Genomic DNA, 12541 nt, shown 5'->3' on the forward strand with positions numbered 1-12541 from the left:
CTGATGTATCCCGCACCCGCCCGCCCTGGGTTCGGCTGGAAGCTGCTGCAGAGCTGGTGGGTCCTCATCTCGATCGTGGGGATCGGCTGCCTCAGCGGCGCCGGCTTCGTCCTCATCGGGCTGCGGGCCCGCAAGCCCGGCTGGTGGGGCACCGGCGTGGCGTACATGGTGGTCGAGACCGCGCTGTTCGTCGCCTCCGACCGGGTGTTGTCGGGCACCCCCGAGCACCTGGACGACACCATCGTCACGGCGTGGGGCGTGCTGTGGCTCGTCAGCATCGTGCACTCGTTCGTGCTCAACGTGTTCTGGCTGCGCTGGCGGGAGCAGCGCTACCTGGCCACCCAGCCGCAGCCGTTCGGCGTCCCGGCCGCGTACGGTTCGCCGGCGGTGCCGTTCGGCTCGCCGGTCGCCCCCGCGTCGGCGGTGCCCTACTCGGGCGCGCCGTACCAGAGCCCGCCGCCGGTGGGTCCGCCCGCCACCGGGTCGATCGGGTTCCCGGCCCAGTGCCAGCCGCCGACGGCCGGGCACGTGCCGCAGCAGTACCCGTCGCAGCCGTCGTCGCTGCAGTTCCCGGCCGCGACGACGGGATCCACCACGCCGTGGCCGGCGCCGACGCCGTGGACGCCGAACGGCCCGGTCGACGTGAACATCGCCGACGCCGCGCAGTTCAGCACCCTGGAGGCCTTCGACGCGGCCCGGGTCGCCCACGTGCTGTCGGAGCGGCAGCGTCGCGGCGGCTACACCAGCCTGGCGGAGTTCGCCGCGACCGCACAGCTGACGCCGTATCAGTTCGAACGGATCCAGCACCGCCTGGCGCTGTCCCCGCCGCGCCGGTTCTAGCGCACGAGCAGGACCACGAGGGTGCGCGGGCCGTGCACGCCCTCGACCCGGTTGAGCTCGATGTCGCTGGTCGCCGACGGCCCGCTGATCAGCGTCAGCGGGCGGGTCGGGGTCAGCCGCACGAGCAGATCCGGCACCGACTGCACGACCTGGTCGGCGCGGACCACGCAGAAGTGCCGGTCCGGCACCAGCGTGATCGCCCGGCGGCCCTGGTCGGGGCCGCCGTCCAGGGCGATCGTGCCCGTCTCCGCGCACGCCGCCGCACACGCCGTGACCACCCCCGCGAAGCTGTCGAGGTCGCGGGGTCCGAGGGTGCCGTCGTCGACCGTGACGTCAGCACCGGGGAGCCAGCCGTCGGGCAGCCCCGGCGGGGCGATCAGCCGGCCGCCCGCGGGCATGCCGGCGTCCAGCGCGGTGCGCAGGTCGCCGGCCAGGCCCTCGGCGGTCGTGGTGATCACGGTCGCCTTGTAGTCGACGAGGCGGTCGACCAGCAGCTCGAGCAGCTCGGGGGAGCCGGCCGGGACGGTCCCGGCGCGCCGGTAGTCGCGGGGGACCTCCGGCACCACCGGGTCCGGGCCGAGGGCGGAGCGGATCCGGGCCAGCACCGCGTCCCGCGCGTCACTCATCGGTCCTCCTCGGCGGAAACGGGCGGCGCGGGCGGTTTGGGCGGCGCGGGCGGTTTGGGCGGTGCGGGCGGTTTGGGTGCTTCGGGGCGGGTGCGCCACCACTCGCGGAACGTCTGCCCCGGCGGGCGGGGCAGGTCGCGGCTCGCCGTCCACGCCGACAGCGGCGGCGGCAACGCCGTGATCCGGTCGGCGCGGCGGCCGAGGAGCCGGCCGAGCCGCATCAGCCGCTCCCCGCCGCGGAACCTCGCGGGCTTCGCCATCACCCACGCCATCGCCGCCATCGCGACGGCCTCCGCGGACGGCACCGGCCGCGCGGCCCGCTCCTCGACGTGCCGGGCCCGCAGGTGCACCAGCATCGCCGGGATGTCGATGCGCACGGGACACGCGTCGAAGCACGCGCCGCAGAGGCTGGACGCGTACGGCAGCGAGGCGTTGTCCTCGACCCCGGTGAGCTGCGGGCTGAGCACGGCGCCGATCGGGCCCGGGTACACGGAGCCGTAGGCGTGCCCGCCGGTGCGCTCGTACACGGGGCAGACGTTGAGGCAGGCACTGCACCGGATGCAGTGCAGCGCGGACCGGCCCCGCTCGTCGGACAGCACGGCGGTGCGGCCGTTGTCGAGCAGGACGAGATGGAAGTCCTGCGGGCCGTCGCCGGGGGTGACCCCGGTCCACAGCGACGTGTACGGGTTCATCCGCTCGCCCGTCGAGGAGCGCGGCAGCAGCTGCAGGAACACCTCGAGGTCGGTCCAGGCCGGCACGACCTTCTCGATACCCATGACAGTGATCAGGGTCTGCGGCAGGGTCAGGCACATCCGGCCGTTGCCCTCGGACTCGACGACCGCGAGGGTGCCGGACTCGGCGACCGCGAAGTTCGCCCCGGACACCGCGACCCGCGCGGTCAGGAACTTCTCGCGCAGATACGCCCGGGCGGCCATGGCCAGGTCGCGCGGCTCGTCCGACAGGTCGCCCACGCCGGGCATGGTGCGGCGGAAGATGTCGCGGATCTCGGTGCGGTTGCGGTGGATGGCCGGGACCAGGATGTGCGACGGCTTGTCGTCGCCGAGCTGCACGATGAGCTCCGCGAGGTCGGTCTCCCAGGCGGTGACCCCGCCCTCGGCCAGGGCCTCGTTGAGCCCGATCTCCTGGGTGGCCATCGACTTGACCTTGACGACCTCGTCGGCGCCGGCGGCCCGGACCAGGCCGAGCACGATCGCGTTGGCCTCGGTGGCGTCGCGGGCCCAGTGCACGGTGCCACCCCGGGCGGTGACCTGCTCCTCCAGCTGGGTCAGCAGCTCGGGCAGGCGGGCCATGGTCGCGGCCTTGACCGCCTCGCCCGCGAGGCGCAGCTCCTCCCAGTCGGGGACCTCGCCGACGACGGCGGCACGCTTCCCGCGGATCGTGCGGGTGGCGTGGCCGAGGTTGCGCCGCAGCTGCCCGTTGCCGAGCGCGGTGCGGGCGGCGTCGGGGAACGGCTCGTCACCCCGGAGGGCGCCGACACCGCGCGGTGCGTACACCGGCATCCCGAGAAATGTCGAGGTCATGTCGCCGCCAGGATCTCGGCGAGGTGCACCGGCCGGGCCACCGCACCGGCATCGGCGGTCAGCCGGGACAGGCCACCGCCCATGTGCATCAGGCAGGACGAGTCGCCGGCGGACACGACGTCGGCGCCGGTGGACAGCACGTTGCGGAGCTTGTCGCTGAGCATCGCCGCGGACGTGTCGGCGTTCTTCAGCGCGAACGTGCCACCGAAACCGCAGCACTGGTCGGCGCCGGGCAGCTCGACCAGGTCGATGCCCTTGACGGCCCGCAGCAGCCGCAGCGGACGGTCGGCGACCCGCAGCATGCGCAGCGAGTGACAGGTCGGGTGGTAGGTGACCCGGTGCGGGTAATGCGCGCCGACGTCGGTGACGCCGAGGACGTCGACGAGGAACTCCGACAGCTCGTAGGTGCGCGCGCCCACCTCCTCGGCCCGGTGCGACAGGGCGACCCGCCCGGCGCGGCGGGCGACGGCGGCGTGCTGGTGGCGGATCGAGCCGACGCACGAGCCGGACGGCGCGACGATCGCCTCGAACCCGGCGAAGGTGTCGACCTGGTGCTCGACGAGCTTCACGGCCTCACGCTGATAGCCGGTGTTGATGTGCATCTGGCCGCAGCAGGTCTGGGCCTCGGGGAAGACCACCTCATGCCCGAGCCGCTCCAGCAGCTCGACCGTGGCCCGGCCGACCTGCGGGAACATCGCATCGGCGAGGCAGGTCACGAACAGTGCCACACGCATTGATCACCGCCCAATTCTTCGGGGCCGGCGGGTGCGGGGCCGGCCACTCGACTCGCGGACGATCAGCTCCGGCTGGAACACCACGTGCCGGTGTTCGTGCCGCCCGTCGTCCTCGATCTCCTCGAGCAGCAGGGCCGTGGCGGTGCGACCGAGCTGTTCCCGAGGCTGACGCACGGAGGATAGCGGCACCGCGGCCGCGGCGGCGAACTCGATGTCGTCATATCCCACGATCGCCACGTCCTGCGGCACGCGGATGCCCCGCTGGGTCAGGCCCTGCAGGACACCGAGCGCGACGAGGTCGTTGGCGCAGAACACCGCGGTCGCGTCGTCGATCTCGGCCGCGGCGGCGCGGCCGGCGGCGACGGTGAGGTTGGCGGTGGAGACCACGGACAGCTCGGCGCGGCCCTGGACCGCCTCGACGATCCCGGCGTGCCGGTCGCGGACCTGGGTGACCGTGGCGGGCCCGCCGACGAACGTGATCCGCTCGTGGCCCTGCTCGACGAGGTGCTCGCCGGCGAGGCGCCCGCCGAGCAGGTCGTCGACGGCGACGGAGCAGCGGCTGTGCCGGCCCGAGCCGCGGTCGACGAGGACGACCGGGGTGCCGCGCTGGATGAGCAGCTCGAGGCGCGAGTTCGGCGACTCGTCGACGGGCGTGATGAGCACACCGCGGACCCGCTGCTCCTCGAGGAGGTCGAGGTGGCGCTGCTCCCGGCCGGCGTCCTCGCCGCTGTTGCAGACCACGACCATCACGCCGTGCTCCTCGGCGGCCGCCTCCGCGCCGCGGACCACGTCGGTGAAGAACGGGTTGGTCACGTCGAGCACGACGAGGGCGATCTGCCGGCTGTGCCCGGCGCGCAGCTGCCGGGCCGAGTCGTTGCGCACATAACCCAGCTCGGTGATGGCGTCCAGGACCCGTTGCCGGGTCGAGGAGGCGACCAGCTCGGGCCGGTTGAGCACGTTGCTGACGGTGCCGATGGAGACGCCCGCGCGGCGGGCCACCTCCTTGATGCCGGTCGTGTTGGACATCGGTCTCCCGGGATTGCCTGAAGCGTGTCAACGCTTGGAGCACTGTGCCACATGTGTCGAACCGTCACTGTAGCCACAGCATGAAACGTTTCACAATAGTGGCACACGCCGCCCGGCACCGGCCGGAGGGCAGCGCGGCACCGCCCGGACGGCTAGGGTCGGACAACTGTGAAGCGTCTCCTCCTCCTGGCTGTTGTCCTGCTGAACGCCGGCGCGTGCGCGCCCGGGTCGCCCGACCTGCCCGCGGAGGAGCCCGCGCACCAGGTGAAGTTCGAGGTCAGCGGCACCGGCAGCGCCAACGAGGACGTGCGGATCGAGTTCTCGGCCGGCCGCGGCGCCGCGACCGGCACGGCCACCGCGCCGGGTGCGTCACCGGCCTGGTCGACGACGGTCACCTCCGAGGCCGGGGTGTCGACGCTGCTGCTGGGCGCCTCCGCCGCCAGCTCCGACCTCAGCTTCAAACTGACCTGCGTCATCAGCGTCGACGGCGTCGAGGTGCTCTGGAACCGGGGCCCCTACAGCTGCAGCGCCTCGTTCGAGCTGCGCAACCTGGCCTCGGCGAAGGCAGCCGCGGCCGCGAAGTCGCCGTCGTCCCCTTCGCTGGTGACTCCCTCAGTGCCGGCCTCGGCCGCGGCGCCGCCGGCCGGGTGCCGGTTCGTGGCCGCCGCGGACCTGTCGGACCTGGTGTCCCGGCTGGCGCGGGTCGCCAAGCCGGTCCAGTCGACCAGCGGCACCGAGACGAGCTGCCGATACGTCATCGACGCCCAGTCGACCAGCGTCCTCGTCGAGTGGGCTCCCGGGAAGCAGGCGGAGCCGCTGCCGGGGACGCCGCGCGAGCCGGGCGTCGCCGAACCCGCGTACTTCTCGGACCAGGGCATGTTCCAGCAGCTGCAGGTCCAGCGGAAGCAGGGCCTGTGCACGATCACCGTGCAACGCGGCCAGCTCGACCTCGACGCCCGCAAGCTCGCCGTCGAGGTCTACGCGTTGGCCCGCCCCAACCTGCCCTGACCGCTCGGTCCGCGCCGCTTGGTCCGCGCCGCTCGGTCCGCGCCGCTCGGTCCGCGCCGCTCGGTCCGCGCCGCTCGGTCCGCGCCGCTCGGTCCGCGCCGCTCAGTCCACCGGAAAGGCGGCCTGGAACGCCAGGCGGGCGTCGGCGTCTTCGGCGACGCGGGTCAGCTCGTCGTCGAGGACCAGGAACGCCTCCCACGGCTCGCGCCCGCCGCCGAGCAGCGCCGCGACCCGCTGCTCCAGGCCGTCCACCCGCTTGCCCTTCCACACCTTGTCGGCGAGCGTCACCAGGAGCTCCTCCGCGGTCGCGTCCGGCCGCTCCCACTGGCCGTGCGTCGCCGCGAACCTGGCCAGGTCCCCGTGGTCACGCAGCAGGTCCGCGCCGGTGGCCTCGTGCGCGCTGCCGGGCTCCGACAGCTCCCGCCGGTGCACGGCCTTGCCGATGTCGTGCGTCGCCGCGCCGAACAGCACCGCCGCCCGGTCCACCACCAGCCCCGGCGCCGCCTCCGCCAGCCAGTCCAGCAGCTGCGCGGCGACGTCGTGCACGAGCCGCAGGTGCGCGACCAGCCTCGGCGGCGCGTCCACCCGGCGCAGGACCGCCACCACCTCCGGCGGCAGCGGCCGCGGTCCGGGCTCGGCCAGCGCCCGCTCGAACGCGCTCACCGCTCCACGTGCCCGGCGGTGCGGACCAGGTCCGGCTCGGCGGCGAACCGGCCGCGGAACACCTCCGGCGCGCCCGGCGACCCGGCCAGCTTCTCCGGCAGGATCGCCGCCTCGAACGTGCCCCCCGCCACGTCGATGGTCAGCCTGGCGTCGTGGAAGTCGAGCCAGGTCCCCATGATCGGCGACCACATCTTGAACACCGTCTCCTTGGCGCTGAAGTGCACCGCCGGCCACCACGGCTCGTCCGGCCGGGCCGCGCACCAGGCGATCTCCTCCGGCAGCAGGATCGACGGCAGGATGTCGGCCGGCAGCACCGTGCGGCGCTCGGCGTCGATCCCGACCGCGCGCAGGTCCGGCACCTGGGCGACGGCGACGGCGCAGTAGCCCTTGGTGTGGGTGATGCTCCCGGTCGTCCCCGCCGGCCAGATCGGCGCCCGGCTCGGCGCCGACAGCACCGGCTGGCCGTGGATCCCGACCTGTGCGAGGGCCCGCCGCGCACAGACCCGCCCCGCGGTGAACTCGCGCCGCCGGCCCTCGACCGCCCGCGGCGACAGGTGCACCGCCTCGTCGGGCAGCAGGGCACCGGTCCAGTCGTCGTCCCCGGCGACCTCGACCACCACGAACTCCGGCAACAGGTCACGCACGAGCGGGAACCCTACCTCCGGCGGCCAGGGTGCCGAGGACGGCGCCGGCCAGGGCGTTGAGGACGACGACGCCGGCCCACAGCTCCTCCGACCACGCCACGCCCAGCGACGTCTGCACGCCGATCAGGTGGGTGGTCCAGACCAGCAGCGGGAGCAGCGCGCCGACCGCGACCGGGACCAGGTGCGGGTGCCGCACCGCGACCCAGCGCACGGCCACGTCGGCGACGACGGCGCCGGCCAGAGGCCACAGCTGCGCGGCGAGGTTCTCGAAGTCGTTGAAGACGCCGTTGGGGACTGAGGCGGCGGCGACGACGACCGTGAGGAGGCCGGCCGGGATCCGGCCGAGCCGGGTCCACACGAACAGGGCGGCGGTGACGACCAACGTGGTGAAGGTCAGGTGCTGTGCGAGCCCGAACGCCTGCCCGTTGCCATACCCGTCGAACGCGGCGGGCGCGTCGATGAACGGCGACAGGTAGTTGAGGAAGAAGGCGGCGATGCCGACCGCGCTCAGCGTGCTCAGCAGGACCGGCAGGTCGCCGGCGATCGGGAGGCGCGACGGCTGGGCCTCGGCCGCGCGGCGGGCCGCGGCGGCGCGGACCGGGGTCGTGATCATCAGCATGCCGGCGGTCAGCAGCAGCAGATGCGGCGGGCTGAGCAGGGCCTCGAGGTCGACCTCGATGCCGAGCAGCGTGTGCCAGGCCATGTCGACGGCGCCGCCGACGGCGAAGAGGACGGCGCCGAGCAGGCCGAGCCCGTAGCCGGCGGGGACCCAGTCCTGGACGGGGCCGGCCGGGCGGCCGCGCCACAGGCTCGCCGGGACCAGGGCGACGGCGAGCGCCGCGTAGCCGCTGTAGAGCACGCCGTGCCACGGGGTGAAGAACGTCTCCAGCTCCGGCACGTGCGAGTGGGCCCAGCCGTCGAGGTAGAGCCCGCCGGTGAGCCACAGCGTGGCGAGCGCGACGGCCAGGTCCCGGCGCGAGGTCGACACCGGCCGGTCGGGGGCGGTCGTCGCGTGCGGAGCGGTGGTGGTCGCCATGGATCGATCCTGACGCATCGACGGAGGCGAGGCGACCCCGTCCGGCGGAAATGCACGCGACGAGATGCGTCGACTACGTTGCGTCAGGGATGCTGGCGCCCTGTGCGCGCAGGACCCGCTGGACGTGCGCCGCCGGGATCTCGCGCGGCGGCTTGCCGACCCGGGCCGACAGGGCCGCGCACACGCCCGCGGCCTGGCCGGTCGCCATCGAGATGGGCATGATGCGATACGAGCTGTGCGCCACGTGGTCGCCGGAGATGCAGCGCCCCGCGACGAGCAGCCGGTCCACGTCACGGGGCAGCAGCGTCCGCAGCGGGATGTCGTAGGACGTGCCCTGCGGCAGCCGGCGCAGGATCGTGCCCGGGCCGTTCGGGTTGTGGATGTCGACCGGATACGCGCCGCGCGCCACCACGTCCGGAAACTTCCGCGCGTCGAGGACGTCCTGGCCGGTGAGCTGGTAGTCGCCGAGCACCCGGCGGGTCTCCCGCACGCCGACCTGCACGCCGCTCTGGATCACGTACGAGGACTCGAACCCGGGCACGCGGGTCCGCAGGAACCGGGCGATGCTGTCCAGCTGGCGGTGCATCGCCAGCTCGGCCCGGGTCAGGTCCCACACGCTGACGCCGAGGCCGCCGAAGCGGGTCGAGTTGACCGACACCTCGCCCTCGTGCGGGGTGGCGAAGAACAGCACGTCCTCCCGCGGCAGGTCCAGCTCGCCCGCGTCGCGCGCCTCCCGGATCAGGTCCCACAGGCCGTGCACGCCCTTCCACTGGTCGGGGTGCTCGCGGACGTACTCGGCGAAGCCCTCCCGCCGAAGGTCGCCGATCCGGAACATCAGCGTCATCGGCTGGGTCAGCCCGTCCTCGGGGCGGCCCACCTCGTAGGGGGCGCCCGCCGACGCGGCCAGGTCACCGTCGCCGGTGCAGTCCACGACGACGTCGGCGTCGATCACGACGGGGCCGGACTTCGTCTCGAACACCACGCGGGAGGCGTCGGGCAGCGCGATGAGGTCGGAGGCGAACGCGTGCAGCAGCAGCTTCACGCCGGCGCCGCCGAGCATGTCGTACGTGACGAGCTTGAACGTCTCCGGGTCGAACGGGACCGTGTATCCCGTCTCCTTCGCCGGCGTGATCGCGCCACCGGCCCGGACCAGGCGGTCCAGCAGCATCCACAGCACCCCGGCGACGACCGGCTCGCCCTCGCCGTGGTCGGTGGGCAGCAGCCGGCTGTCGTCGCCGCCGACCGCCTGCTTGATCTCGTTGTGGAAGCTCATCAGCGGCATGACGAGGGCCGCGGTGGCGTTGCCGCCGAGGAACCCGTACCGCTCGACCAGCACGACGTCGGCGCCGGCGGCCGCCGCGCCCATCGCCGCCCCGAACCCGGCCGGGCCGCCACCGACCACCAGGACCTCGGTGTGCCCGCCGTGCTCCGCCGTCCTCGGCGGCAGGTGCACCCGTTGCGTGCTGCCCGGCCGGCCCAGCGCGGTGCTGTCCGGTGGGTTCATGCCGCGACCTTCGTCGTCATGCCGCGACCTTCGTCCGGTCGAGCTGCGCGCCGAGGCGCCGGCCGGTCTCCGTGGCCCGCTGCTTCAGGGCCGCGACCCGCGACGCGGTCTCCTCCAGGCGCTGCGGCCGTTCGTCCCACAACCGGTCGACCTGGGCGAGCAGCGGCCCGGCGGCCTCGCGGACCACGCCGCGCGGCACCGGCGCGCCGATGCGCTGGGCGAAGTCGAAGACCTTCCCCGCATACGGCAGCGCCAGCAGCGGCACCCCGGCGAGGGCGGCGAACATCAGGAAGTGCAGCCGCATGCCGACGGCCAGGTCCAGGTGTTTCATCAGGTCCAGGATCTGCCCCGGCCGGAACTCGCCGTGCAGGACCCGGCAGTGCTCCGCCGCCGTCATCCGGGACAGGACCGCGTGGGCGTGGCGGATGTCGGAGCGTTCCATCGGCACGAACAGCAGCGCCGCGTCGAGCCGATGCACGATGAAGTCGCCGACGTGGGCGAGGAGCTGGTGGTACCCGTCGGCGTCGAGGTGCTGCGCGGCCCGGCCCGGCTCGCGGACGCTCATGCCGACCACCCGGCGGCCGGCCGGCAGCGAGTCACGCAGCAGGCCGGCGTCGAACTCCTCCGGGGCCAGCAGCAGCGCCGGGTCGGCGGTGACGGACACCCGGCAGGTCACCCCCGCCTCCTCGAGCGCGACCTTGGACTCCTCGTCCCGGACGGTCACCTCGACCGCCTGGGCGAGGACGTCGCGCGCCATCGCGCAGTCGATCTCCTCGGTGAGCGGGCCGGCGCCCAGGGCGTATCCGAAGACCGGCACCCGCTGCTCCTGCGCGGTGCGCACCACGCGCAGATACCGGCGCGCCTCCGTGTCGTACAGGATGCCGCCGCCCCCGAGGACCAGCAGGTCCAGGCGCTGCAGCTCGGCCGCGGTCCGGTCCCGGCTGACGCCCTCCCACGGCGCGACCTCGACGTCCGGGTGCGCGTCGGCGGTGTGCTCCGGCTCGCGGGAGAACACCAGCACGTCCACGTCCGGCCGCCTGGCCCGCAGGTCGGCGAGGATACTCGTCAGGATCGCCTCGTCGCCGAGATTGCAACCGCCGTACGAGCCGAGGACGCCCACTCTTGTCATCGTCGCCCGCTACCCAGCAGGCGTCGGGTCATACGTTGCCCGTATGGTGGGTTTCGACCATTCGGCAACCGTGGGCGGGGCACGTGATCCAGTTTCCGGCTGTGCGGCGGGGCCCGCTGCGGGCGATCAGCGCGCGGCTCGGTTTCGCGGTGCTGCTCGTCTCCTCGATCGTCGCAGTCATCTTCGTCGACCGGGGCGGCTACCGGGACGTCAACGAGGACGGACTCACCCTCCTCGACTGCTTCTACTACGCGGTTGTCACCCTGTCGACCACCGGATACGGCGACATCACGCCGGTGTCGGAGTCGGCCCGCCTCGCCAACATCCTGATCATCACCCCGGCCCGCGTGCTGTTCCTGATCATCCTGGTCGGCACCACCCTGGAAGTCCTGACCGAGCAGTACCGCACCAACCTCAGGTTGCAGCGGTGGAGGAAACGCGTGAAGAACCACGTCATCGTCTGCGGCTACGGCACCAAGGGCCGGGCGGCGGTCGGCACCCTGCTGGAGAACGGCCTGGACAAGGCCCAGGTGGTCGTGGTCGAGAGCCAGTCCGCCGCCGCGCGTCAGGCCCAGGCCGACGGCCTGGTCGTGGTCGAGGGCTCCGCGACCCGTTCGACGGTGCTCAAGGAGGCCCGGGTCGAGGACGCCAAGGCGATCATCATCGCGACCGACAGCGACGACGCGTCGGTCCTGGTCACGCTCACGGTCCGGCAGCTGACCGCGGGCAAGGTCTCGATCATCGCGGCGGCCCGCGAGGCGGAGAACGCGCCGCTGCTGCGCCAGTCCGGCGCCCACCACGTCATCGTGTCCTCCGCCACCGCTGGCCGGCTGCTGGGCCTGTCCACGACCGCGCCGCCGCTCATCGAGGTCGTCGAGGACCTCCTCACCCCCGGGCAGGGGATGGCCCTGGCGATGCGCTCCGCCCGCCGGGACGAGGTCGGCTCGGCGCCACGGGACCTCTCGGAGCTGGTCATCGCGCTGTTCCGGCGGGGCAAGGTGCTGTCGCTCGCCGACCCCGAGGGCACCACGATCCAGACCGGCGACATGGTCGTCTATGTGCGCGACGACCGCCCGCAGGCCGCCCCGGCGATGCCGTGAGCCGCTGGTGAGGCGGTTCGTCGTTGTGGCGGCGGTACTGCTGGCAGTGCTGGGCCTGGCTTCGCCCGCCGCCGCCCATGGTGGCGCGTCGGTCACCATCCACTCCGACGGCCGTGGCTCTGTGTGGATCACCGCCCAGTGGCAGGACGGCCACCCCATCAACGAGCCGACCCCGGTGACCCTGACCGCGACGCCCGCGGCGGGCGGGTCGGCGGTGACCGCCGGAGCGAAGCTCACGCAGACCGGTGACGAGCGCGGCACGCAGACGTGGAGCGGCGTGCTGCCGCCCGGGTCGTGGCGGGTCGCGATCGACCTCGGCGCCCCCGTCGAGGGGCACTGCCAGGCGCTGGTCCCGGCGGTCTCCGGCGCAGAGACCGGCACACAGTCCGGCACACAGACCGGCACGCAGACCGGCACGGGGGCCGGCACCCCGCAGCCGGTCGAGGTGGCGTGCCTGATCCCGGCGACCGCCGCGACGGCCCCGGCCGGCGACGCGCCGGCTGGGTCATCGGGGGCGGGCAGCCTCGCCCCGCTCTGGGTGACCCTGGGTGTGCTGCTGATCGCCGGCCTGGTGGTGGCCGAGGTGATCCGCCGCCGCAAGCACCGGCAGAGGTAGCGTGCCGGCAGACGTAGCGCGCCGGCAGACGTAGCGCGCCGGCAGACGTAGCGCGCCGGCAGACGTAGCGCGCC

Annotated in this window: 13 protein-coding genes; 4 read left to right on the plus strand and 9 right to left on the minus strand. The window is 73.7% G+C overall.

Annotated elements, in window-relative coordinates:
• The first annotated feature begins 3 nt into the window (after positions 1 to 3).
• The gene (locus tag Dsi01nite_RS46700; RefSeq protein WP_203852926.1) at positions 4 to 840 is read left to right on the plus strand and encodes a ComEA family DNA-binding protein; all 837 of its coding nucleotides are present in this window, start codon (positions 4 to 6) and stop codon (positions 838 to 840) included.
• Here the strand turns inward: Dsi01nite_RS46700 and Dsi01nite_RS46705 are convergent.
• From Dsi01nite_RS46705 to Dsi01nite_RS46720, 4 genes are read right to left on the minus strand one after another with little or no spacing between them, the layout of a single operon-like run.
• The gene (locus tag Dsi01nite_RS46705) at positions 837 to 1466 is read right to left on the minus strand and encodes a LutC/YkgG family protein (RefSeq protein WP_203852927.1); all 630 of its coding nucleotides are present in this window, start codon (positions 1464 to 1466) and stop codon (positions 837 to 839) included. The genes Dsi01nite_RS46700 and Dsi01nite_RS46705 overlap by 4 nt on opposite strands.
• Positions 1463 to 3007: a LutB/LldF family L-lactate oxidation iron-sulfur protein gene (locus Dsi01nite_RS46710; protein ID WP_203852928.1), complete on the minus strand. Its 1545-nt coding sequence runs from the start codon at positions 3005 to 3007 to the stop codon at positions 1463 to 1465. The genes Dsi01nite_RS46705 and Dsi01nite_RS46710 overlap by 4 nt, the downstream gene beginning before the upstream one ends.
• A complete protein-coding gene (locus tag Dsi01nite_RS46715; protein ID WP_203852929.1) occupies positions 3004 to 3741 on the minus strand; it encodes a (Fe-S)-binding protein in 738 nt (245 codons plus the stop codon). The genes Dsi01nite_RS46710 and Dsi01nite_RS46715 overlap by 4 nt, the downstream gene beginning before the upstream one ends.
• Positions 3742 to 3744: 3 nt before the next feature.
• Positions 3745 to 4767: a LacI family DNA-binding transcriptional regulator gene (locus Dsi01nite_RS46720; RefSeq protein WP_203852930.1), complete on the minus strand. Its 1023-nt coding sequence runs from the start codon at positions 4765 to 4767 to the stop codon at positions 3745 to 3747.
• Positions 4768 to 4935: 168 nt separating this feature from the next.
• On the opposite strand from Dsi01nite_RS46720, the gene Dsi01nite_RS46725 reads away from it, so the two are divergent.
• Positions 4936 to 5775 carry a hypothetical protein gene (locus tag Dsi01nite_RS46725; RefSeq protein ID WP_203852931.1) on the plus strand — a complete coding sequence of 280 codons (840 nt, stop codon included), beginning with the start codon at positions 4936 to 4938 and terminating at the stop codon, positions 5773 to 5775.
• A 102-nt stretch (positions 5776 to 5877) separates the two neighbouring features.
• On the opposite strand, the gene Dsi01nite_RS46730 is transcribed toward Dsi01nite_RS46725, so the two are convergent.
• The 5 genes from Dsi01nite_RS46730 to Dsi01nite_RS46750 form a co-directional block, all read right to left on the minus strand.
• Entirely contained in the window at positions 5878 to 6438 is a 561-nt protein-coding gene (locus tag Dsi01nite_RS46730) for an HD domain-containing protein (protein ID WP_239136763.1), read from the minus strand.
• The gene (locus tag Dsi01nite_RS46735; protein WP_203852932.1) at positions 6435 to 7082 is read right to left on the minus strand and encodes a 4'-phosphopantetheinyl transferase family protein; all 648 of its coding nucleotides are present in this window, start codon (positions 7080 to 7082) and stop codon (positions 6435 to 6437) included. Before Dsi01nite_RS46735 ends, Dsi01nite_RS46730 begins: the two co-directional genes overlap by 4 nt.
• Positions 7075 to 8118, minus strand: a complete 1044-nt coding sequence (locus Dsi01nite_RS46740) for a hypothetical protein (protein WP_203852933.1) — start codon at positions 8116 to 8118, stop codon at positions 7075 to 7077. Before Dsi01nite_RS46740 ends, Dsi01nite_RS46735 begins: the two co-directional genes overlap by 8 nt.
• Before the next feature lie 73 nt (positions 8119 to 8191).
• Positions 8192 to 9622 (minus strand): FAD-dependent oxidoreductase, encoded by a 1431-nt coding sequence (locus tag Dsi01nite_RS46745; RefSeq protein WP_203852934.1) that lies wholly within the window; start codon positions 9620 to 9622, stop codon positions 8192 to 8194.
• A gap of 16 nt (positions 9623 to 9638) precedes the next feature.
• Positions 9639 to 10751, minus strand: a complete 1113-nt coding sequence (locus Dsi01nite_RS46750; RefSeq protein ID WP_203852935.1) for a polysaccharide pyruvyl transferase family protein — start codon at positions 10749 to 10751, stop codon at positions 9639 to 9641.
• An 83-nt stretch (positions 10752 to 10834) separates the two neighbouring features.
• On the opposite strand from Dsi01nite_RS46750, the gene Dsi01nite_RS46755 reads away from it, so the two are divergent.
• Together Dsi01nite_RS46755 and Dsi01nite_RS46760 are read left to right on the plus strand one after the other, a co-directional pair.
• Positions 10835 to 11851: a potassium channel family protein gene (locus tag Dsi01nite_RS46755; protein WP_203852936.1), complete on the plus strand. Its 1017-nt coding sequence runs from the start codon at positions 10835 to 10837 to the stop codon at positions 11849 to 11851.
• Between the two features lie 7 nt (positions 11852 to 11858).
• Positions 11859 to 12467: a hypothetical protein gene (locus tag Dsi01nite_RS46760; protein ID WP_203852937.1), complete on the plus strand. Its 609-nt coding sequence runs from the start codon at positions 11859 to 11861 to the stop codon at positions 12465 to 12467.
• Positions 12468 to 12541 lie beyond the last annotated feature (74 nt).

It is taken from the genome of Dactylosporangium siamense, assembly GCF_016862795.1.
Taxonomy (GTDB): Bacteria; Actinomycetota; Actinomycetes; order Mycobacteriales; family Micromonosporaceae; genus Dactylosporangium; species Dactylosporangium siamense.